Origin of the sequence: Chthoniobacter flavus Ellin428, assembly GCF_000173075.1 — a bacterium.
Lineage (GTDB): Bacteria > Verrucomicrobiota > Verrucomicrobiia > Chthoniobacterales > Chthoniobacteraceae > Chthoniobacter > Chthoniobacter flavus.
Window position 1 is genome coordinate 436,102 of sequence record NZ_ABVL01000001.1, and the last position, 21,431, is coordinate 457,532.

The window sequence follows — 21,431 nt, forward strand, 5'->3', positions numbered from 1 at the left end:
GCATCTTCTCCGAAAACGACCGCTAACGTCTAATCGCCTTTCGACATGGGCCATAACTTTAGGTTATGGGTTTCCCATTCCGATACGGCGCAGCGGGTGGCCTACGACGGGGCCGCTCCCCCGGCCCGGAAAAATGTAAACCGCCCATGATGAATTATCGCCTCGAGGTTTTCCGCAGTGTCGCGGAGAGCCAGAGCATTTCCAAAGCCGCCCGCCTGCTGCACCTCCTTCGCAGCCGGCGGTGAGCAAGCACATCCAGCAACTTCGAGGAAACGCTGGGCGTTCCTCTTTTCAATTCGCTCCGCGCGGGGGATGGACCTGACCCCGGCGGGCCTGGTGTATTTGCAGCATGTGCGTGAAATCGCCGCGGCGCATGAAGCGGTCGCGCAACGGTTGCCAGGCTCCTGCGGGGCATTCTGACCGGACGGCTTCGCCTCGGCACGAACAAGACGATCCTTTCGTATTACCTGCCGAAAATTCTCGCCCGCTTCAAAAAGCAGTTCCCTTCCGTGACCTGCGATGTCACTGACGGTAACACCGACACGATCATCGGCGCGCTGCTTGATCAGCGCATCGACCTGGCGCTGATCGAAGGCCCGTGTCATCGGACCGAGATTCAGAAAGAGACGTTCTTTGAGGACGAAATCATTTGGATCGCTGCGCCGTCCCATCCGCTGGCGAAAGAGGCCAAGGTGACTCCGACGATGGTGATCGAGTGTCCGATCGTGGTTCGCGAGGTCGGGGCGGGAACCCGGCAATTCATGGAGTCGGCGTTGCGCCGGTTGGGCATTCGCCCGAATCGGCTGAAGATCGTGCAGGAAATTCCCAGCCCCGCGGGCGTCAAACGGCTCGTCGCTGCTGGATTGGGGATTGGTTATGCGTTTCGTCTGGGCGTCGAACAGGAGATCGCGTCCGGCATCCTGCGGAAGATCCATTGTCCGAAGCTGACCATTCGCGGAGCGTTTTCCTTGCTGTTCCGGCAGGGGCCTTCGCCTTCGGGAGTCGGTCAGGCGTTCAAGCAGATGCTGTTGAGCGAGGAATAGAATGAATTGCTGGAAGGCATTTCCGAAAATGCGAAGAGGATATTTGCGGTGAGCGCACCGCAGAGATGCGCGAAGCGCTCCAAAAACACCGTCATCCTGAGCGAAGCGGGGAAGTATGGGCGGAGTCGAAGGACCTCTGACTTCTTTGGGTTTTCGAGCGGAGCTTCCACAACTTGCTCGCGACCACGCGTCCATCAAGCCACCGCCTTCGCCCGGGATATTGGAGGTCCTTCGACTCCGTGTCCCGCCCCTTTACCACCGGGACACTCCGCTCAGGATGACAGAGATTTTTTTGGGCGCTTCGCGCTTTTCTGCCAGGCGCTAACGCTATTAACAGCCGGCGGATAGCGCTCCTCACCGCCGCGGCACTACCTGCGGCACCGGCGATTGCAGGTACTTCGGCGCGCCGGTTTGGAAATCCAGCACCAGCCGATTGATCTGATACTCGTACGTTGCCGTCGTGTGATTGATCTGCGCCTGCAGCTTGGCGAGTTGCGCCTGGCTGAATTCCACGATTGAGGTCATGCCAATATTGTATTTCGCCTCGGCGAGATTGTAGGCCTGCTCGGCGTTCGCAAGGAGGCTCGCCGTGACGTCGATTTTGTCGGCGGAATTGGTGGTGTTGAGCAAGGCGACTTCCACGTCTTTGGCGATGAGGTCTTCGATTTCCTGCAAATTCTGGTCGGCGGTTTGCGCCTGCAAAGAAGCCTCCTTGTCCCGCGCGCTCAGCCGAAAACCGGTGAACAGGGGCAGCTCGACATTAACGCCCGCCGCGGCGTAATCGCCTTCCACGCGAGGATCGCCCGCGGTGCCTCGGCCGGCGGCGCCGATCAGGGAGACCTTGGGAAGATGAGCGGCGCGTTCGGCCGTCGCGGTTTGTTTGGCGGCATCGCGTTCATGACGCAAGGAAAGTGCCTCCGGCCGCATCGCCAGCGCTTGGGTGATGTAACCGGCAAGATTGCCCTTGGGCATCGCGAATTGCGGGATCGGCACCAGCGCGAACCGGTGTGTTTCGTGGTAGCCGAGAGCATAGGAGAGATCCGCGAAAGCGGCGTTGACCTGGTTCTGGGCTTCGAGCCGAAGCAGCTTGGCTTCGTCGAGGCTCACCCGGGCGAAACTCACATCGAGCTCGGACTTGAGCTGGCTCTTGGCCAGCGCGCCGACTTGATCGGCCAGGAGTTGGCGGGCCATCACCGTCTCATCCGCTACTCGCAGGAGCGCTTGCGCCTGCTGCGCCTGGAAATAAGCACGGTCGACGAGCAGCATTACTTTGGCGCGCGCTAGCGTGCTTTTCTGGACAGCGGAAAGCGCCATGTTTTTCGAGGCCGCGGTAAGGTTCCACGTGCGCCCGAAATCCGTGATGAGCTGGTTGAAGAGAATCCCGTTGGCCTGGCGGCTCAGGATGGTCGGGTTATTCAAACCGCCTGAGGCGGCAATACGGGTATCCTGGTTGGTGATCGGATGGAGGCCGAAAAAGCCCGCGAAGTCATCTCCCGTGGTGACGGCGCTGAATTCCGCCGTGATCTGCGGATAAAAGGCGGACTTCACCTGCCGCACGACCTGTTGGGCGGCCAGCGCCTGGTACTGCGCAGCGTAGACCGTCGGCGATTGCTGCAGAGCGATGGTTTCGGCTTGGGTGAGGTCCAGTTGATCCACCGGCGCGGGATGCTTTTCCGGCGCGGCTGGCGCCGGGAGGGGTCGGGCTTTCGGTGTAGCCGCAATTGCGCAGCAGGTGATCCCGAAGAAAACGAAGAAAAAGCGCTTCATGAAATGGGCTGGAGTTCGTTGTGGGGAGCGCTCTCGACGCGCATGGGAGAGGCCGGGCGTTTGTCGGCGAAACGCTTGCGATAGACGATATAAAACGCGGCGGGCACGATGAAGACGGTGAGCACTACCGACACGGTGAGGCCGCCGATGATGGCACGGGCCAGCGGAGCGTAGGCTTCGCTTCCCGTGCCCAACTTCATGGCCATGGGAATTAGGCCGATGATCGTCGCGAGCGACGTCATCAAGATCGGACGCAGACGCACCCGGCAGGCAAATTGCACGGCTTCGCGCAAGGCCATGCCGTCTTCGATGAGGCGATGGGTGAACTCGACGATGAGAATACTATTGGAAACCACGATGCCGGCCATCATGACGATACCCATGAGCGACATGACGTTGAGCGTCGTCCCGGTCGCGGTGAGCATCACGATCACCCCGGCGATGCCCGGTGGCACGGCGAGCAGAATCAAGAAGGGGTCGATGAAGGATTTGAACTGTGCGACGAGCACGAGGTAGACGAGCACCAGAGAGAGAATCAGACCGAGGCCGAACGAAGTGAACGAAGAATTCATCGCCTGCACCGATCCGTGAATGGCGATGCGAACGCCTTCCGGCTTGTTGGTGTCTTTGACGATTTTGTTTACCGCGCTGGCGATGCGGCCGAGCTCCTCGCCATGCGGAGCGACGAAGACGTCGATGACCCGGCGCAATTGGAAGTGGTCGACCTCGGTGGGCGAGAGCATCGGGACCAGCTTGGTCACGGCATCGAGCCGGGCCGGATCCGTTTGATTGGAGGCGCGCAGAGGAATGCCCTTCAAGTCGGACATCGTTTTCACGGTGTCTTCGGGATACTGGACGGTGAGCAGGTAGTCGTTGCCGGTTTTCTCATCAACCCAGAAGCTCGGGGCGATCATGCCGTTCGAAGCGAGGGCGGTGATGACGTTGCCGACCACTTCTTTTTCGCTCAGGCCGAGCTGGCTGGCGTGGAGGCGGTCGATTTCGAGGCGCATCGAAGGCATGTCGATGTCCTGCGGAATGAGCACGTCGCTCACTCCCTTGATCGCCTTGACCTTGGCGGCGATTTCCGTGGCTGTGGCGTAGGCCTTTTGCAGATTCGAACTGCTGACCTGAATGTCGATCGGCGCCGGTTGGCCAAGGTTCAAGACCGCGTCGACGAGGCCGCCGGACTGGAAGTAAGCGGAAAGCTCGGGCACTTCGTCGTGGATGGCCTTGCGCATCCGGTCCATGTATTCGTAGCTGCCGATCTTGTGTTCATCCTGCAAGCTCACTTGCACAAAGGCGGTATGCGAAGCGGAGTTGCTGGTATAGATGGCGGAGAAATCGGCGGTGGAACCGAGATTCGAGACGATCAGGCGCAGGTCTTTCGGTTCGACGATCTTGCGAACGAGCGCCTCCACTTTCGCGACTTCCTGTTCCGTGACCTCGATGCGGGTGCCGGTCGGCGCTTTGAGGTTGATGACGAACTGTCCGGGATCGGTGCGCGGGAAATACGCGAGGCCCAGCGCCGGAACGAGGGCAAAGCTCAGGACGAACAGTCCGAGAATGGCCAGAACCGTGGACGCCGGACGCGCCAGGGCAAAGGTTTGCGCGCCGTCGAAGCGATTGAGAAAGGCGTGGAAGTTTTTGTTGAACCAGAAGTTGAAGCGGGCCCAGGCGCCGGCCGGGGGCGGGCCGTCATGCGAGCCGTGTTCCTGGTGGGCCTTGATGAGCTTCGCGCAGAAGAGCGGCACCACCGACATCGCCACGGCGTAGGAGGCGAAGAGCGAGAGTACGACCGACAGCGCCAGCGCGGAGAACAGGAAACGGCTGACCCCGTAAAGGAACGTGACCGGGAAGAACACGATCGCCGTGGTGAGGGTGGCCGCCAGCACCGGCAACGCGACTTCCGAGCCACCTTTTTCCGCAGCCACCTCGGGCGTTTCGCCCAGTTCGATGTGGCGAAAGATATTCTCCAGCACCACGACCGAGTTATCGATCAGTCGCGAGAAGGCGAGCGCGAGGCCGCCGAGAATCATCGCGTTGATCGAATTGTCTCCAAAGGACAGCGCAATAAAGGTCGCCAGCGCGGAGAGCGGAATGGAAAGAAAGACCGCAACGGTCGCGCGAAAGTTTCCCAGGAAGATGAGAATCATCAGCCCGGTGAGGACAAGGCCGATCGCGCCTTCGTGGAGGAGGTTTTCGATGGCGGTCTTCACGAAGACGGATTGATCGAACACCACATTTGCCACGAGCGATTTCGGGACGTCGAGCAGTTCGGAGACGGCTTTTTTCACCCCGTTGACGATGGAAATGGTATTGGCATCGCCGCCTTGCTTGAGAATCGAGAGATAGGCGGATTTCTGGCCGTCGATGCGCACGACGTTGGTCTGGATCTGGGCGCCGTCCTTGGCGTGGCCTACGTCGCCGACCAGCACGGGTTTCCCATCCACCGTCTTCAGCGGCAGATTGTTAATATCCTCGATGCCGCGGAGCTGGCTATTGGTGTAGAGACCGTAGTCGATCGGGCCGATCTTCACGTCGCCGGCTGGAAGAATGAGGTTGGATTCGTTCACCGAACGGACCACGTCCATGACGCTGAGTTGATGTGCCTCCAGCTTCAGCGGATCGACGTAAACCATGATCTGGCGATACTTGCCTCCGAACGGTTGCGGCACCGATGCGCCGGGCACACTCGCCACCTGGTTGCGGACCGTGAATTGCCCGATGTCACGGAGTTGGGTTTCGTTGAGTCCCTCGCCTTTCAAGGTGATGAGGCAGACGGGCAGGCTCGAGGCATCGAACTTCAACACGACCGGGGGCAGCGTGCCGGGAGGCAGGCGTCTAAGCTGCGCCATGGCCAGATTCGAAATGGTGGTTACCGCCGAGTCGGCGTTGGTCCCGGGCTGAAAGTAGACCTTGATCAGGCTCACGCCGGGCAGCGAGCGCGACTCGATATGGTCGATGCCGCTGCCGAGGGTGAAGAAGCGTTCGAAGCGGCCGGTGATGTCATTTTCGATCTGCTCGGGCGGCATGCCGGAGAAGAAGGTGGCGACAACGACCACGGGAATGCGAATCGCCGGAAACAGGTCGACCGGCATGCGCACCAGGCTGGTGACGCCGATCACGCAAATCATCAAACAAATGACGATGATGAAGTACGGATACTTGATGGAAAAACGAGACATGAAAGAAGAGGGAGGAGTTAGCTTTTGCGGCCGGAATCCGGCTGGGATTCGTCAGTGCAGGGGCTGCCTTTGGTGATGCGCTTGAGCCCTTCCAGGGTGAAGCCAGGAGTATGGCAGTATTTGACAATCGCACGTTCGCGTTCCTGGATGCGCTCCACGGTGGCGGGAACTTGTTCCGCGATCTCTGCGGGAACCAGCACCACGCCGTGCTGGTCGCCGTGCAACAGATCTCCCGGAGCGATGCGCAGCCCGCCAACCTCGACCGCGCCACCGACTTCCACCACATGTATGTAGGAGTGCGAGACGGCGACACTGCTGGAAAACAGCCGAAAGCCCAGGCGCTCCACCGACGGCAGATCGCGAACGGCGCCATTGGTGACGGCGCCGACACAGCCGAGGGCCTGCAGGATGGCCGCGTGCGTTTCGCCGATGAACGCCCCGGTGCCGGCGTGGCGGTCCATATCCTGGATGACCAGCACGTGCGGCTTCGGTTGCGTCTGGAGAAAGGCCCACCAATCCGTGCGATCGAGATAGTTTTCGCCCTTCCATGAGGGGGATTCGGAGCGCACGCGCAGAGTCATGGCATAGCCGACCATGGGAGGGAGGGCGGGCAGTTGGCAGCGAATGGAGGCGTCGGTGAAGCCTTCGTTGCGCAGCCGCACGTCGAAGCACTCGATGGCATTCACCACGGCGCACGTATCGAGCTGGCCGAGGGCGGCGAGAGTTTCCTGGGAGACGAGTGGATTCATGCAGCGCTGGGTGAATCAGTTGGTCTTGGGCGTTTCGATCAGCTTGCCGGTGGCCTTCTGGCCTGGACGTGCCAGCGTGCGGCTGCCGACGATCACGAGATCGCCCTCGGCGACGCCATCGCGGATCTGCACTTTGTCCGGAGTTTGCAGGCCCACGGTCACCGGGCGTTCTTCGACGACGTTGTCCTTGTTCAAAACGAAGACGGTCGGCTTGTCGCCCGTGGAGACGGCCTGGACCGGGACGGCCAGGGCATTTTTTTCTTCCTTCAAAATGAGGCGCACGAAGGCGTACATGCCCGGCTTGTAGCGGCCGTCGCGATTGGGCACGTCCACCTCCGTGTGCATGGTGCGGGTGGCGCGTTCCACTTTCCCCGAGAAACGCGAGATCTTGCCCTTGAAGGTTTCATTGAGCGCACTGACCGAAACCTCCACCGGGTTGCCGTCCTGAATCAGCGGCGCGGCGGACTCCGGCACGGGGAAGACGAGACGCAGCATGTCCTGCTGGGCGAGATCGACGAGCGGCAGGGTCTGCGTACTCGAAGTCGTGCCCGCCTGGATGAGCGCGCCGGGATCGGCATAGCGATGGGTGATGATGCCTTCGAAAGGGACGGTGATCGTGGCGTAATCGAGCAGCGTCTTCGTTTTGTTCACCTCCGATTGGCGTTCCTGCACGCGCTGCTGGGCGGCGCCGAGCGCCCCTTGCATCGCGTCGTTCTTCGCCCGCGCGTCATCCAGTTCCTGCTGGGCGACCAATTTCGGATGGTCCTTGCTCACGCCTTGCAGGCGTCCATAAACGATCTTGGCCTGGGCAAAATCGGCCTCCGCCCGCTTCACGTCCTCCAGGCTCGCCTGGTAGGCGGATTGGTCCCGGGCCAGTTCGTCCTGCAATTCGGGCACTTCCAGTTCGGCAATCTTCTGTCCGGCTTTGACCTGGTCTCCGACATCGACGGAGATTTCTTTCAAGTAGCCGGCCACTTTACTGTGCAGCGAGACTTCCTGATAAGGGTGGAATTCGGCCGACAACCAAAGATCCTGGACGAGGTCTTCACGCGCCACTTTCGCCACGGCCACCGTCGTCTTCGCAGTTTCGGCGGAACCGCTCTCATGGCGACCCATATAGAGGATCGCTGCCGCCAGTGCCGCCAGCACCAGGGCAATGGTGAACCATGGCATACGGCGCTTTTGCGGCGGAGTGGAGTGGGCTGGGGAAACTGTGGGCGGCGGGGCAGGATGAACTGCAGGTGCCGGCGGGGTGGTGGCCGCGGGGTGAGGATGCGGCGGGGTGGATTCCGTCATGGGTTTGGCCTCGGATGGTGGTGGTGCCGAGAGGGAGGATTGGCTCATGGATATGCGGAGCTAGCTTTTGTGGGCGAGCGGGAGTTCAACGGTGAAACGACAGCCGCTGGGCGGTGTATTGGCGGCGGTGACACCGCCGCCATGGGCGGTGCAAATGGATTGGATGATGGAAAGACCGAGCCCCGCTCCGCCGATCTCGCGGGAGCGCACTTCATCCGCCCGGTAAAAACGCTCGAACAAATGTGGCAGGGCCGTCTCGGAAACGCCCGGGTCCCGGTATCGGAGACCTCGAGCAGTGCACTGCCATTCTGCGAGCGCACCGCGAGAGAGACCCGTCCATGTTCGGGCGTGTATTTGATCGCGTTGTCGAGCAGGTTGACGACGACTTGCTTGAGCCGGGAGCGGTCCCCCTCGATTTCCACACAGTGGGAAGTCTCGTAGACGAGATCGATGTGTTTCACCTCGGCGAGCAGGCACATCTGTTCGGCAGTCGTCTCCGCGAGTTTGGCCAGGTCGAACCGCACACGTTCGGTTTGGGCTTCACCGGAATCGAGGCGGGAAAGGGCGAAAAGACCTTCCACGATACGCACGAGGCGCTCCGCTTCCTCCAGCAGACTGGCCAGGGAATCGCGCAGATCCGGCTCGAGCTTGCGGTCGAGCAGGATGGCTTCGAGTTCGCCGCGGATGATGGTCAGCGGGGTGCGCAGTTCATGCGAGGCGTCGGCAGTGAAACGCGCCGTGTTTTGAAAGGACTCATCCAGACGGGCGATCATCTGGTTCAGCACCGCGGCCAGATGCGCGACTTCATCGTCGCTGTTCAGTGCCGGAAGCCGCCGGCTCAGCTGGCTCAGTGTAATTTCCTGGGCCGCGCGCATCATGGTCTGCACCGGTTGCAGCGCGCGCTTGGTGAGGACATAGCCACCGAAAATCACGACGGCCAGCACCACCGGCAGGCCCAGCAAAAGGGTGAGGAGCAGGCGCTGAAGCAGTTGTTCGTTGGACGTGAGCGTGCCGCCGACCTCGATTAAAAACGTGTTGTTGCGCGCCTGCACTCGCTGGGCGGCGACGAGCAACCGGGTGCCGCCCGGCGCCACGACCATGTACGTCGTCGGTTTTTCCGCCTTGCGCTGCCACACCGGAATTTCCTGCGGAGCAAAGCTCCGGTCATTCGGCTCGTCGGAAAGAAACAGGATCTGTCCATCGCTGCGCGAGACGCGCACAAAACGGTCGTTCGTCGCCGGGTCGTAGCGTTTGACGATTTCCCGCGAGACGTATTGAGGATCCTTCCCCGCCGGATTACTGGTCACCAAATCCGCGATCTGTTGCGCGCGGTGCGCCATGCTTTCACCCAACACTTGATTGCCAAAAAAACGGAGCGTGGTGTAGGTGAACGCGCCGAAGCCCAGGAGCACGAGGAGCAGGACGCCCGCGTACCAGACGATCAACCGAAAATGGATCGACTGGGAATTCATTCCATGCCGTTTTCATTGATCACGTAGCCCACGCTGCGCACGGTGTGAATCAACTTTCTGTCGAAGGGTTCGTCGATCTTCGCCCGCAATTGGCGGACGTAGACATCCACGATGTTGGTCAATCCCTCGAAGCTCTGGTCCCACACGTGTTCCACGATCATGGTGCGGGAGAGGACGCGCCCGGCATTCGTCGCCAGGTATTCCAGCAAGCCATATTCCTTGGCGGTCAGCTTGATCGACTGGCCCCCACGCCGCACCTGGTGCGCGAGCCGGTCGATCTCGAGGTCGGCGATCTGAATGACATTGGCGCGCGGCACGGCGCCGCGCCGGAGCAGCGCCTTGATGCGGACGAGCAATTCTGCAAAGGCGAACGGCTTGGTCAGATAGTCGTCCGCGCCCGATTCGAAATTGGCCACCTTGTCGGAAAGCGCATCGCGAGCCGTCAGCACTACGATGGGGACATCGGTGTTCTGCTTGCGCACGCGCCGGATCAGTTCCGTGCCGTTGATTTCCGGCAGCATCAGGTCGACGATGAGCAAGTCGTAAGGATTGAGCGACGCCATCTGCAATCCCGTCTTCCCATCACGCGCCGTATCCACTGCAAAACGCTCGGCCTTGAGGCCGACTGTAATGAAGCGGGCTACTTTCTCTTCGTCTTCAACGAGAAGGATGCGCATGGGGAACTACTAGACACTGTCGTTCTGGGGTTCTTATGAAAGTACTATTAAGAATTCCTCATACTGCAAAGCGTAGACGAATGGTTTACAGCGTGACGGGTCCAAATCCTCCCTCTGGAGATCGTTGCTGGAGGGCATTCCAGGCGGGTGAAAGTAGAGAGAGCAATGGTAGGGCGGCCATCCTGGCCACCTCCGCCCGAACCAAGGCCATGCGTCGCCCTGCGGCGGCGAAGATCGCCGCCCGACAATTGCCTTTTCTGTTCGAAACGTTTTGGAGACTATTTCACACTCTCGTACCCCCGAGTGTCCTGCGACCTATTTCAGCTTCGTCAAAGCCTCGCGGCCCCGTTCCTTGGTTTCCGGATCGTCCTTTTCCCGGTTGGGCATGGAGAGCCCTTTGTCGATGCAGCGGCGGGCGTCATCCTTTCTTCCCATTTGCGCGTACACCCGGCCGAGTTCGACATAGTGCATGAGGCGATGTGGGTTAATGGCAATCGCCTTGTGCAAACACGCCTCCGCCTCTGCGTTGCTTCCCTTGGGAAGTTTACCGTAAACAGCACCGGCTAACAGGCGCTTCAAGCCGGTGATATCGGCCAGGACGCGATTCCATCGCCCTAGAATATGCCACGCGGTGTCATCGCGCGGATCCAGTGCCAGTGCCTTATCCACCGACTCTTTGATCCGCGGTGTGGCGTCCACTTGATCCTTGGTCTTCATGTAAGGCAGCATCTTCCCCAAGGTAATGGCGATGGAAAGCTGCGCCTCGGGATCCTTCGGGCCCGCGGCCGCGGCGCGTTCGGAATAGCCGAGCGCGATATGGCCGAGTCGCAGCTTTTCCGCCTTCGAAGAAGCGTCCGCCAGCATATATCGATACTGCCTTGCGATGCGCACGAGCACATCGGCGTTTTTCGGATCCAGCTTCTCGGCTTGATTGTAATATTGCAGCGCATCCTTGGCGTCGAAGCGGTCGTCGAATTCCGCTCCCTGCTTGATCAAATCGTCCAGCGCCGGTGGGGCTGTGGGAGGGATATCGGCCGCCACCGCCGAGACACCAAGCAGGGCGGCTGCCGCCACTCGAAAAAAAGACAAAAAGAGACGAGTATTCATGGCACATGAAGCGTGTTGGGTCGCAGCCTTCTCGTAGATCCCGCGTGGTGAGATAAGCGACGCACCTAATAAGGATTCGCGAGCCGAAGGCAAATGGTTTGATCTCCGGCCTCTCTCGGCTGAAAATTTGTCTGGCTACACTGAAGGCCGGCGCAAAAAACGCCCCTGAAAATGACTAAACATTCAGGGAATGTTCAGCCGCGCGTCATGGGAAGTGGAGTTTGATGGGCGGACCCAGATTGATACTCACTGTGCAGCCTCTTCTTCCGCGCAAAATCGATTCCCTTACTGCAGGTGGTTTTCCCAGTCTTCGCCTGGTCATCGCGAAGTGGATGAGGGTCTCAGGGGTCGTCATTTTTTGCGATTTGTGCGGTGATCTTTGGATGTGAACTATTCCTGGATCGGGCTCACTTGTGGTGGCTCTTTGCGGCGACCGTGGCTTCCATGATCCTTTTCCGAATCGGTCGAAAGCTGGAATCATCTTGGCAGCGAATTAGAAATCCTCGGCTGGACGACGCATCTCAGTCGTTGTGCCGCCGACAAGCCATGCCGGCCCTTGGGGAGTATTGTTTCCGCGACGGGTTGACGCGTTGCGGGTGTGAGCCGTGGCGGTGTGAACAGAGACATCCTTCGACTTGTATGGCAGTTCGTGAATCTGAAAACGTCGCTGCCTGCGCCCGGCGCCTTTCTCAAAAGGCCTGTTAGGCGTCACTTTTGCTGCGGATGCCATCCGTCCTGCCCGCTGAGGATGGATTCGGCCGAAAGGGAAGACTCCACCTTTGGCGCGAGCGCTTTTGCCGCGGGATTCCGACCGCTGACCTCCAGCGGATGGCCACTCGAGTCCGTGCTGCCGCCTTCCTCGAACCGCAAAGTGTCCGCCGGTGGACCAATGATCTGCCATCCCTCGGGCAGGATGTGCGGGCCCATCGCGCAATGCACGAATGCGACGTGGCTGGCCGGAAAACGCCCGGTGTCGATGCGCGCGAGCCAGCATTTTTGGACGCCTGGCGCCGCCGTGAGTCGACAGTGGACGAAGAGATAGCCCGGTCGTGCCGCGGAATTTCGCGCCTGCACGATATAGCCGTCGTGCATCGATCGAAGTTCGCACCGCTCGAAAGACGCCGTGCCATAGCCCCACACATAGTCGACATCGCCTTCGATGTAAGAATCGGCCACGTAAACGCGGCCACTGAGATTGAGGGTGTCCTGGAAGCTGAGAAAGTTTGCGTTTCGTAACACGCAACGTTGGGCGTTGATGCAAACCGCTTCCGCCTGCGATCCACGATAAGGCGTCGTGTTCTGCACCGTGAGATTCTCCAGCATGAAATCGTCGGCTTCGCACCCCAGGACGGCACGTTGGATCCAGCCCGAGTTGAGCTTCTCGTTATTGGTATAGCTAATGATCGTGCCCTGCCGATCCTCTCCGATGAGGTGAACATGTTTGCGCTCGCGATCAATGCGCACCAATTCGTGATAGTTCCCTTTCCGGATAAAGATCACCGGAACGTGCGTGAGGCCCGGTTTCATTTGATCCACCGCACCCTGCACGGTGCAGAAGTCGCCGGTGCCATCCGCCGCGACGATGAGGCGGTCGGCTTTGGATGAAGGCGTCGCTTTCGTCCGAAAAGTCCACCCTGTGTTGAAGCCCGTGAAGTCGTGCCCTTCGGCGTCCTGAAACGCGCCGGGCGGAATGCGAACCTCGTAGGATTCGTTAGGCCGGAGGCACTGCGTCCGCAAACGAACGAACGCGGTGTTTCCGTCGATGCAGACCGGTTCGTAAGATAGTGCGGTGCTGTTCTCGGAATCTCCAAAGCGGTCCGTGTACTTGGTCGCTGCGAGGTCGACGGTGTCCACCGTCGCGCCATCGGATTCGCGGCGAACTTCGATTCTTCCGTGATGCGCGAGAACCGGTGGTTCGTTGAAGGTCAACCGTAGTGGGCTATCGACGCAGGCATTGTTCCCGACGGGTCCGTGGGCGACGAGGTTCAGTTCGCTGTGAGCCGTGGCCAGCATCGCGCTGCAGAGAAGCGGGAGCAGAAGGCGCATCATGACGGAAAGCCGAAGTAGGTCCGCGCGTTTTCGTGGCATATATTGCGGACGAGTCCGCCGACCAGCGGGACGTCATCCGGAAGTTCACCGGACTCGACCTCGCGACCAAGGAGGTTGCACAGGACCCGCCGGAAATACTCATGACGCGGATAAGACATGAAGGAGCGCGAGTCGGTGACCATGCCCACGAAGCGGGAGAGCAGGCCGAGATTGGAAAGGGCATTGAGTTGCCATTCCATCGCTTCCTTTTGATCCAGGAACCACCAACCGCTTCCCAGTTGGACTTTACCGGCGACGCTTCCGTCCTGAAAATTTCCCAGTGTGGTCGCGAAGGCGTAATTGTCCGCCGGATTCAAGTTATAGAGGATGGTTCGGGGCAAGGCGCCTTCGGAATCCAGACGATCGAGATAAGTCGCCAGCGGACCGGCTTGCGGAAAATCGCCGATGGAATCGAATCCGGTATCCGGCCCAAGCTGACCGCGCAGCCGTGTGTTGTTATTGCGGAGGGCGCCGAGGTGGAGCTGCATGGTCCAGCCTTTCTCGGCGTAGAAGCGGCCGAGAAAGAGCATCACGAAGGAGGCGTATGCCACGTGCTCGGCGGGTGAAACTTCCTTCCCCTCGAGCGCGGCGGTGAAAATGGCCGCGGCCTCCGCTTCGCTGCAGGGTTCGGCGTAGCAGCGTTCCAGCCCGTGATCGGAAAGACGGCAGCCGTGCCGATGAAAGAATTCGCCGCGTCTGCGAAGCGCCTCCAGGAGTTCATCCAGGGAGCGGATTTCCATTTGGCTGGCTATCTCCAGGCGTTGCAACCACGCGCTGAAAGCCTGCGGACGGTTTACCGCCAGGGCGGCGTCGGGACGGAATGCCGGCCAGACCTCGGTGCCGGGTTCGCTGGTTCGGAGCGTATCGTGATGGGCCAGATCATCGGTGGGATCATCCGTAGTGCAGAGAGTCGTGACGCGAAATCTTTTGAGAATGCCGCGGGTGGAGAATTCCGGGCTCGTGAGCTGTTCGTTGATCTCATGCCAGATCCGCTCCGCGTTCGATTCGTCCAGCAAATCACTGATTCCGAAATAGCGGAGGAGCTCCAGATGAGTCCAATGATAGAGCGGATTGCGCAGGGTGTGGGGCACGGTGGCCGCCCAGGCCTTGAATTTTTCCAGCGGCGTGGCGTCTCCCGTGCAGAAGCGTTCGGCGACTCCGTTGGAGCGCATCGCCCGCCATTTGTAATGGTCGCCTTCCAGCCAGATTTCGAAAGGGTTTTCAAACTGCCGGTTTTCGGCGATGTCGCGCGGGGAGAGATGACAGTGGTAATCGAAGATCGGCTCCGGGGCGGCGAACTCATGATAGAGCCGGCGCGCAGTGCGCGTGGTGAGAAGAAAGTCGTCGTGAATGAAAGGGCGCGATTGCATGAGACGGTCGTGGAAATTCAATGCGTGGCGGGCAGAGCGTTGGCGGCGGGCACGGTTTGCACATCGAAATTGGCGGTGCGCAGATTGTGGATGTCCTGTTGGGTGAAAGGAGCGGCCGCACCGTCGATATGCACGTCGTCGAAAACGACATCGCTGATCGGGCTTTCCGGCAGTCCGACCAATTCGCCAGCCTTCCTGGTGGTCCCGTGGCAGACGATCTTTTGAAAGGTGATGTTGCGCACCATCGGCGTTTGTTTCGTCACCGGCGCCAGCTCAGGATGAGCCGCGGCCTTCTTGTCGTCGTAGAAGAGAAAGATGGTGATGGCAGTCTCGACATTTTTCATGGTGATGTCGCGGTAGAGGACGTTCTCCACCACGCCACCCCGGGTTCGGTCCGATTTGATCCGCAGGGCGGTCCCGGTGTTTTCAAATGCGCATCGTTGCACGAGGAAATTGCGGACGCCGGCTTCGGTCTCGCTCCCGATCGAGACGCCGTGTCCGTGGAGAAATTTGCAGTCCGTGACGGTGACGTTTTCCGTCGGTTCATTGGCGACTCCGCCGCCTTTCACCGCGATGTTATCGTCGCCGGTATCGATGGTGCATCGGCGGATGAGCACATCGCGCGAATTGGCTGGGTCAATCCCGTCGGTATTCGGAGCGTCGGCGGGAGAGAAGATGGTTACATCCTCGACGACCACGTCGTGGCAATGATGCGGAACGAAATGGAACATCGGCGAATTGCGCAGGGTCACTCCCTGGAGGTGAACACGCGCGCAATCGCGCAGGGTGATGAGGAAGGGGCGCGGAACATAGAGCGGCTTTTCTGGCGGTGCCGGCTTTTCACTTTTTGGGGATGTGGAATCGGCCGGCTTGGTGGAAGCAGATTCTCCTGCCTTTGCAGCGGCGGCCGCGCGCTCGGCGGCTTTGTCGGATTTGGCCCACCAGCCCGAGCCCGCTCCGTCGATGATCCCTTCACCGGCGATAGCGATATCGTCGAGTTTGGTGCCGCTGATGAGCGGACGTAACAGCTTCTTGTAACCGTCGATCTCTTGCTGCGTAGCCGGCAAAGGATCGGGGAGACCGAAATCGGAAAAGCGATCGGAGGCTTGAATGATCGCGCCCTTTTCCACGATCAGCGCCACATGGCTGGCAAGTTCGATCGGGCCGGTGCGGAAGGTTCCGGGGGGGACGACAACCCGGCCGCCGCCCGCTTTGGCGCAGGCCTGGATGGCGGCACGAAAAGCCTCGGTGTTCAGGGCCTTTCCGTCGCCTTTGCCACCAAATTGCAGGATCGAAACGGAACGCTGCGGAATGACGGCGGGACGCGGTTCGATCGGCACGGGATCCTTTGCCGATAGGGGCGCCGAGAGCAACGCGGTGGCGAGCGCGACTGCCGGGAAGAGGGTGGAAAAGGGAATTGCTTTCATAGTGGTTTGGCGTTGGGCGTTAGCGCCCGCGGCGGGCGATCTTCCGGAACTCCGCGGGAGTGGTTTTCTCCGCCCGGCGGAACGCGATGAAGAAGGTGTTGATGCTGGGATATCCGCTTTGCTGGGCGATGGACTCGATCTTGTCTTCGGTCTCCGCCAGCAGGCGTTTGGCGAGATTTAGCCGCACACCGCGAATCTTGTCCCCGGGAGTGCAGCCGACATGTTCCGAAAACGCCTGGTGCAATCCACGGCGCGACATCCCCGCGGCACGCGCGACGTCGTCGACGCTGATGGCCTGGGCAAAGTGTTCCGCGATGAAATGCAGCCCGCGGGCCACGCCACCGTGGTTCACGGCGAGAATGTCGCTGCTCTTCCGCGTAATCACTTGCGCGGGGGGAATCCGCACCGGTTTCACCGGTTGCCTGGCGCCGCGCATCATGCGATCGAGCAGTTCCGCGCCGCGATAGCCCTGCTCTTCCAGGTTCGTATCGACGCCGGAGATCGAGCGGTTGGCCGCACCGACGGAAAGGAGATAGTCGTCGATCCCGACGATGGCGACTTCGCTCGGAACCTGGATTTTCGCTTCCGCGCAGACCTCCTGGATTTCCACGGCGAGCGTGCCGTTGGCGGTAAAGACCGCGAGGGGTTTGGGCGCGGATTGAATCTGGCGGAGCAGCCACTCGCGCCGGCGCAGCCATTGGTTTTGTCCGGAGCCCTGCCCGGACGTTTCCCGCCAGCGCCACCATTCACACTCCTCTCCGGAGGCCGTCAGCGCCCTGGCAAAGCCTTCGCCACGCTCTACCTGCGACCAATTCTCGGAGTCGCTGTAAAAGCGAAAGTGCCGCAGACCACGGTCGAGAAAATGGCTGGCCACGAGCTGGCCCGTTTTGGCGTGATCCTGGACCACGTGGGCAAAGGGCAGGTGCGGCCGGCGCATGGAAAAATCCACCGTCGGCTTTTTCACCGAGGCGACGAAATGCGCGAGATCGTCGCCGGCGGCCAACCAGGCAAGCACGCCGTCGCCTTCCCATCCCCATGGAATGACCTTTTCGTGAATGATGCTGTGCGCGGCGAGATGCCAGCGATGTTCGGTGGCATAGGTGGCGATGCCTTGCAGCAGCCGGTGATCGTACCAGCCGAGCGCAACGAGAACGTTTTTGGTCCTGGCCATGATTCGCTAGATCTTCGCCACGGCCAACCGCGGCGCGAGGAGGTGCAGCAGGGCCAGGGCGAGCAGGTAAGCCGCCGCGGCGATGAAAAAGAGCAGGGTGTAACTCCCCGAGTGACCGAGGATGTAACCCGTGAGTTTGAGCAGCCCCATGGCGCCGAGGGCTCCGGCCATTCCGCCGATGCCGACCACGGATCCCACGGCCTGGGTCGGGAACATATCGGAGGCCGTCGTGTAAAGGTTCGCCGACCAGCCCTGATGGGCGGCAGCCGCCAGGCCGACGAGCCACACCGCGGCCCACATGTGAGAGATCTGCGTGACCATGGCCACCGGCACGACACAGAGCGCGCAGGCGAGCATCGCGACTTTGCGCCCCGCGTTCACCGACCAGCCGCGATGAATCAACGACGAAGACAGCCAACCTCCGGCGATGCTGCCGACGTCGGCCAGGCAATAAATCAGGACAAAGGGTAGACCAAAGCTCTTGATATCGAGGTGGTACTGCTGATTGAAAAACAGCGGCAGCAGATAGAGATACCAGCGCCAGACGGAGTCGGTGAGGAATTTGGCGACGACGTAGGCCAATGTCTGGCGGTGGGGCAGCAGGCGCAGCCAGGAGATCTTCGTGACCGGTTCGACAGGGTCACTGCGAATGTAAGCCAATTCCCCGGCGGAAAGACGCGGATGTTGCTCCGGAGCGCGATAGGTCCTGAGCCAGAGGACCAGCCAGAAAAAGCCGACGGCGCCGGTTCCGATAAACGCCCATTGCCAGCCCCATTTGACGAAAATGAGCGGCACGAGCCATGGCGCGAGAAGGGCGCCGAAATTGGAACCCGCATTGAAAATGCCCGTGGCGAGCGCGCGTTCCTTTTTAGGAAACCATTCCGCGACGGTTTTGATGCATGCGGGGAAATTGCCCGATTCGCCCAGGCCGAGGAGAAAGCGGGCGACGCTGAAGCCCACGATGCCCGCCATGGCGGCGTGCAGCATCGAGGCGCCGCTCCAGAAGAACATGGCCAGCGCAAATCCGGCAAAGGTGCCGATGCGATCCAACAGGCGGCCGGCCAGCAATTGGCCGATGGCGTAGGCAACCTCAAACCAGAAAACGATGTCCGTGTAATTGGTATTGCTCCATCCGAAGATGCGCTCCATCTCCGGAGCGAGGATACCGAAGACCTGCCGGTCGACGTAATTGATCGTCGTGGCGAAGAGGAGCAGTCCGCAGACGACCCAACGATAACTGCCCACGCGGCGGGAGGAGGAGTTCTCGTAAGTCATTTCTTGCGCACGGGTTCAATGTCGACGTTCTCGAAAGTGATTGATCCGGCGTGCTGGGTTCGGGATGCCGCTTCCACGCCGTGAAACGTGCAATCTTTCAGGCGGACATCGTCGATCACCGCCGCGGGAAAAGAGGTGATCGTGGCCACGCTGCCGCAGGACTCTGCGGTCACATTCTCGATGCGCACGTGGCGCAGCACCGGTCTTTCCGGTCCATGGGCGCCCTCCTCGTAGTCGAATTCCACGGAAAGGACCGCTCTGGCGACACGGCCGATTTTCACCTGGGACACCTGGATGTTTTCGATCTCTCCGCCGCGGACCGCATTCGACTTGAATCGAAAAGCACGATCCAGCCGGGGGCTGTCCATTTGGCAATCGGACACGAAGACGTTTCGCACCCCGCCGGAGACTTCGCTGCCGATCGTCACCCCGCCGTGGCCGTCTTTCATCGTGCACCGGCGAATGATGATATTTTCCGCAGCGACGCCGACGCGCCGGCCGTCGTTGTTGCGTCCGCTCTTGATGGCGATGCAATCGTCGCCGGTTTGAAAAGTGCAATCCTCGATGAGGACATCGTGGCAGCTCTCTGGATCGCAGCCGTCGTTGTTCGTCCCCAGGCTATGCACGGTGACGCCACGCACGGTGACATTGGTACAAAGTGTGGGATGAATCTCCCACATGGGTGAGTTGACGATGGTGACGCCCTCGATGAGCACGTTTTTGCATCGATAAGGTTCGATGAAGCTGGGCCGCAGAAAATGGCCCGCGCCAAAGATGCGTTGGGCCACGGGTGTTCCGTCGGCGCCCTGCTGATCGAGTTGCTTTCGATCCGCCGCTTGCAATGCCGGTTTGTCTGGGGCGCGCTCGTTCCAGGCCCACCAGTTCTGCGAGCTGGCCGAGCCGTCGAGGGTCCCTGCACCGGTGATGGCGACATTCTCCTGCTCGAAGGCATAAACCAGCGGCGAGTAATTCATGCACTCGATGCCTTCGTAACGCGTGAGGACCACCGGTAGATATTTCGCCGGCTCTGGGACGAAGCGCAGCGTCGCTTCTTTCGCCAGGTGCAGGTCTACGTTGCCCAGGAGATGCACGGCGCCGGTGAGCCACACTCCTGCGGGAATAGTGACGCGTCCGCCGCCGGCGGCGTGGCAGGCGGTGATGGCCTTCGCGATGGCTTCCGTGCTGTCCGCATTCGGCGAGGCGCCGAAGTCGGTGATGGAAAAATCGCGGGCGGGAAATTCCGGCGACCGGATTTGCGCAAGGATCGCCTGCGATTCACTGGTCTCAATCTCTGCCGCCCGGCAAGAGCAGGCGGCAATGGCGATTGCGCCGAGCAGGAGTGGGATGGTGGAAAGGGCGGGGGACATCGATGTCCGGAACATGCTCCCGCTGCCGGGCGTCCGCAATGCCGGTTTCGGCATTAGATATTGAAAAAACGGCAGATGACGGCGGACTGCCGAAAACTCAATGGGGAATGCAGAAAGCAGCGATTTCGCGGCGGCGGAATTGGGCTAAATGGCTGCAAACCACTTCACTGAATCTCTCCATGCAATCCTTTAAATCCGTTGAAAAATACACTCTTGGCATGGGCGACCGTTTCGCCCGGCAGGGCAAAGCGCAACTGGCGGCGATCGCCCAGGCCCGCACCATGGGTATCGGGGTCACCCCCGTCTGGAACAAATCGAACCGCGAGCATTCTCTCGTGGGCACCGAGCCAGCCAGTGTTCTCGCCGAGGCCGAGGCCGCGGTGGCCGCGCTCGAGTGGGCAGGCGGCTTCCACGTCGATGCGGACCACATCCATCTCCAGACCGTCGATCGCTTCATCGCGCCCAGTGATTTCTTCACGCTCGATGTTGCCGATTACGTCGGCCAGCGGGCGACCGAGGAATCCATCGAAGGTTTCATCCAGGAAAACTGGCATCTCCGCGGTCGCGTTTTCATCCCGGGATTGGACGAGCCGCTGGCCATCGATGAGCAGCTCCTGCGCGCCACTGCGGAGAAGTTTCTCTGGGCCATGGAGGAAGCGGGCCGGATCTATCGTTACATTGCCGAGCGCAAAGAACGAAACCGCTTCATCACCGAAGTGTCCGTCGATGAGACGGACCGGCCGCAGACTCCGGCGGAGCTGTTGCTCATTCTCGCGATGATCGCCCGCGAAGGCATTCCCGTCCAAACCATCGCGCCGAAATTCACCGGCCGCTTCAACAAGGGCGTCGATTACGTCGGCGACCTCGCGCAGTTCGAGAAGGAGTTCGACGAAGACCTGTATGTCGTCGCGTTCGCAATCCGCGAATTTGGTCTGCCGGAAACCCTCAAGCTCAGCGTCCACTCCGGAAGCGACAAGTTTTCTCTCTACCCCATCATCCGCCGCCTGATCCGCCAACACGACGCCGGTCTGCATGTGAAAACCGCGGGCACGACCTGGCTGGAGGAGTTGATCGGTCTGGCGGAGAGCGGTGGCGAAGGCCTTACCCTGGCCGCGGAGATCTACGCGCGGGCCATGACGCGCTTTGAGGAACTGGTGAAGCCGTACGCGCCGGTGGTGGACATCGATCCGGCCCGGCTCCCCATTCCGGGTGAAGTTGCCCGATGGAGTTCCGCTCAATTCGTGGGCGCGCTCCGTCATGTTCCGTCGTGCCCGGAATACAACCCGCATTTCCGGCAATTCCTGCATGTCTCTTTCAAGATTGCCGCCGAATTCGGCGAGGCCTACACCGCTGCGCTGGCCACGAACGAAGCCATCATCGCTCGCAACGTGACCGGAAATCTCTTCTCCCGTCATATCCTGCCGCTGTTTAGTTAAA

At 60.6% G+C, this 21,431-nt stretch carries 15 protein-coding genes and 1 pseudogene; 2 read left to right on the forward strand and 14 right to left on the reverse strand.

Going from position 1 to position 21,431, the window contains the following annotated elements:
• The first annotated feature begins 416 nt into the window (after window positions 1–416).
• Window positions 417–1,043 (forward strand): LysR substrate-binding domain-containing protein, encoded by a 627-nt coding sequence (locus tag CFE428DRAFT_RS01780; RefSeq protein ID WP_272941091.1) that lies wholly within the window; start codon window positions 417–419, stop codon window positions 1,041–1,043.
• A gap of 354 nt (window positions 1,044–1,397) precedes the next feature.
• On the opposite strand, the gene CFE428DRAFT_RS01785 is transcribed toward CFE428DRAFT_RS01780, so the two are convergent.
• The 14 genes and pseudogenes from CFE428DRAFT_RS01785 to CFE428DRAFT_RS01845 all read right to left on the reverse strand — a co-directional run bounded on the left by CFE428DRAFT_RS01785 (window position 1,398) and on the right by CFE428DRAFT_RS01845 (window position 19,994).
• On the reverse strand, window positions 1,398–2,810 hold the full coding sequence (locus CFE428DRAFT_RS01785; RefSeq protein ID WP_006977710.1) for a TolC family protein: 1,413 nt from the start codon (window positions 2,808–2,810) through the stop codon (window positions 1,398–1,400).
• A complete protein-coding gene (locus CFE428DRAFT_RS01790) occupies window positions 2,807–5,995 on the reverse strand; it encodes an efflux RND transporter permease subunit (protein WP_006977711.1) in 3,189 nt (1,062 codons plus the stop codon). The genes CFE428DRAFT_RS01785 and CFE428DRAFT_RS01790 overlap by 4 nt, the downstream gene beginning before the upstream one ends.
• A 17-nt stretch (window positions 5,996–6,012) precedes the next feature.
• The gene (locus tag CFE428DRAFT_RS01795; RefSeq protein WP_006977712.1) at window positions 6,013–6,744 is read right to left on the reverse strand and encodes an RraA family protein; all 732 of its coding nucleotides are present in this window, start codon (window positions 6,742–6,744) and stop codon (window positions 6,013–6,015) included.
• Window positions 6,745–6,759: 15 nt separating this feature from the next.
• Entirely contained in the window at window positions 6,760–8,088 is a 1,329-nt protein-coding gene (locus CFE428DRAFT_RS01800; RefSeq protein WP_083804926.1) for an efflux RND transporter periplasmic adaptor subunit, read from the reverse strand.
• A 12-nt stretch (window positions 8,089–8,100) separates the two neighbouring features.
• Window positions 8,101–8,250: an ATP-binding protein gene (locus CFE428DRAFT_RS40865; protein ID WP_420196870.1), complete on the reverse strand. Its 150-nt coding sequence runs from the start codon at window positions 8,248–8,250 to the stop codon at window positions 8,101–8,103.
• A 71-nt stretch (window positions 8,251–8,321) separates the two neighbouring features.
• Window positions 8,322–9,512: pseudogene (locus CFE428DRAFT_RS01805) on the reverse strand (sensor histidine kinase); the annotation flags it as partial.
• Entirely contained in the window at window positions 9,509–10,189 is a 681-nt protein-coding gene (locus CFE428DRAFT_RS01810) for a response regulator (RefSeq protein ID WP_006977715.1), read from the reverse strand. The pseudogene CFE428DRAFT_RS01805 and the gene CFE428DRAFT_RS01810, both read right to left, overlap by 4 nt.
• A gap of 315 nt (window positions 10,190–10,504) precedes the next feature.
• Window positions 10,505–11,296: a tetratricopeptide repeat protein gene (locus tag CFE428DRAFT_RS01815; protein WP_006977716.1), complete on the reverse strand. Its 792-nt coding sequence runs from the start codon at window positions 11,294–11,296 to the stop codon at window positions 10,505–10,507.
• A gap of 708 nt (window positions 11,297–12,004) precedes the next feature.
• Window positions 12,005–13,345 carry a pectinesterase family protein gene (locus CFE428DRAFT_RS01820; RefSeq protein ID WP_006977717.1) on the reverse strand — a complete coding sequence of 447 codons (1,341 nt, stop codon included), beginning with the start codon at window positions 13,343–13,345 and terminating at the stop codon, window positions 12,005–12,007.
• A complete protein-coding gene (gene uxaC, locus CFE428DRAFT_RS01825; RefSeq protein ID WP_006977718.1) occupies window positions 13,342–14,754 on the reverse strand; it encodes a glucuronate isomerase in 1,413 nt (470 codons plus the stop codon). Before uxaC ends, CFE428DRAFT_RS01820 begins: the two co-directional genes overlap by 4 nt.
• 17 nt (window positions 14,755–14,771) lie before the next feature.
• Window positions 14,772–16,181: a glycoside hydrolase family 28 protein gene (locus CFE428DRAFT_RS01830; RefSeq protein WP_006977719.1), complete on the reverse strand. Its 1,410-nt coding sequence runs from the start codon at window positions 16,179–16,181 to the stop codon at window positions 14,772–14,774.
• Between the two features lie 19 nt (window positions 16,182–16,200).
• Window positions 16,201–17,352 carry an AraC family transcriptional regulator gene (locus tag CFE428DRAFT_RS01835; protein WP_006977720.1) on the reverse strand — a complete coding sequence of 384 codons (1,152 nt, stop codon included), beginning with the start codon at window positions 17,350–17,352 and terminating at the stop codon, window positions 16,201–16,203.
• Between the two features lie 6 nt (window positions 17,353–17,358).
• Window positions 17,359–18,627, reverse strand: a complete 1,269-nt coding sequence (locus CFE428DRAFT_RS01840; protein ID WP_006977721.1) for an MFS transporter — start codon at window positions 18,625–18,627, stop codon at window positions 17,359–17,361.
• Window positions 18,624–19,994 carry a glycoside hydrolase family 28 protein gene (locus CFE428DRAFT_RS01845; RefSeq protein WP_006977722.1) on the reverse strand — a complete coding sequence of 457 codons (1,371 nt, stop codon included), beginning with the start codon at window positions 19,992–19,994 and terminating at the stop codon, window positions 18,624–18,626. The genes CFE428DRAFT_RS01840 and CFE428DRAFT_RS01845 overlap by 4 nt, the downstream gene beginning before the upstream one ends.
• 179 nt (window positions 19,995–20,173) lie before the next feature.
• Between CFE428DRAFT_RS01845 and CFE428DRAFT_RS01850 the strand changes: the two genes are divergently transcribed.
• Window positions 20,174–21,430 carry a tagaturonate epimerase family protein gene (locus CFE428DRAFT_RS01850; RefSeq protein ID WP_042724294.1) on the forward strand — a complete coding sequence of 419 codons (1,257 nt, stop codon included), beginning with the start codon at window positions 20,174–20,176 and terminating at the stop codon, window positions 21,428–21,430.
• Window position 21,431: the final 1 nt, after the last annotated feature.

Coding starts and splice junctions, on each gene's coding strand:
- CFE428DRAFT_RS01785 (WP_006977710.1), bottom strand. CDS start 2,810: ATGAAGCGCTTTTTCTTCGTTTTCTTCGGGATCACCTGCTGCGCAATT.
- CFE428DRAFT_RS01790 (WP_006977711.1), bottom strand. CDS start 5,995: ATGTCTCGTTTTTCCATCAAGTATCCGTACTTCATCATCGTCATTTGT.
- CFE428DRAFT_RS01795 (WP_006977712.1), bottom strand. CDS start 6,744: ATGAATCCACTCGTCTCCCAGGAAACTCTCGCCGCCCTCGGCCAGCTC.
- CFE428DRAFT_RS01800 (WP_083804926.1), bottom strand. CDS start 8,088: ATGAGCCAATCCTCCCTCTCGGCACCACCACCATCCGAGGCCAAACCC.
- CFE428DRAFT_RS01810 (WP_006977715.1), bottom strand. CDS start 10,189: ATGCGCATCCTTCTCGTTGAAGACGAAGAGAAAGTAGCCCGCTTCATT.
- CFE428DRAFT_RS01815 (WP_006977716.1), bottom strand. CDS start 11,296: ATGAATACTCGTCTCTTTTTGTCTTTTTTTCGAGTGGCGGCAGCCGCC.
- CFE428DRAFT_RS01820 (WP_006977717.1), bottom strand. CDS start 13,345: ATGATGCGCCTTCTGCTCCCGCTTCTCTGCAGCGCGATGCTGGCCACG.
- uxaC (WP_006977718.1), bottom strand. CDS start 14,754: ATGCAATCGCGCCCTTTCATTCACGACGACTTTCTTCTCACCACGCGC.
- CFE428DRAFT_RS01830 (WP_006977719.1), bottom strand. CDS start 16,181: ATGAAAGCAATTCCCTTTTCCACCCTCTTCCCGGCAGTCGCGCTCGCC.
- CFE428DRAFT_RS01835 (WP_006977720.1), bottom strand. CDS start 17,352: ATGGCCAGGACCAAAAACGTTCTCGTTGCGCTCGGCTGGTACGATCAC.
- CFE428DRAFT_RS01840 (WP_006977721.1), bottom strand. CDS start 18,627: ATGACTTACGAGAACTCCTCCTCCCGCCGCGTGGGCAGTTATCGTTGG.
- CFE428DRAFT_RS01845 (WP_006977722.1), bottom strand. CDS start 19,994: ATGTCCCCCGCCCTTTCCACCATCCCACTCCTGCTCGGCGCAATCGCC.
- CFE428DRAFT_RS01850 (WP_042724294.1), top strand. CDS start 20,174: ATGCAATCCTTTAAATCCGTTGAAAAATACACTCTTGGCATGGGCGAC.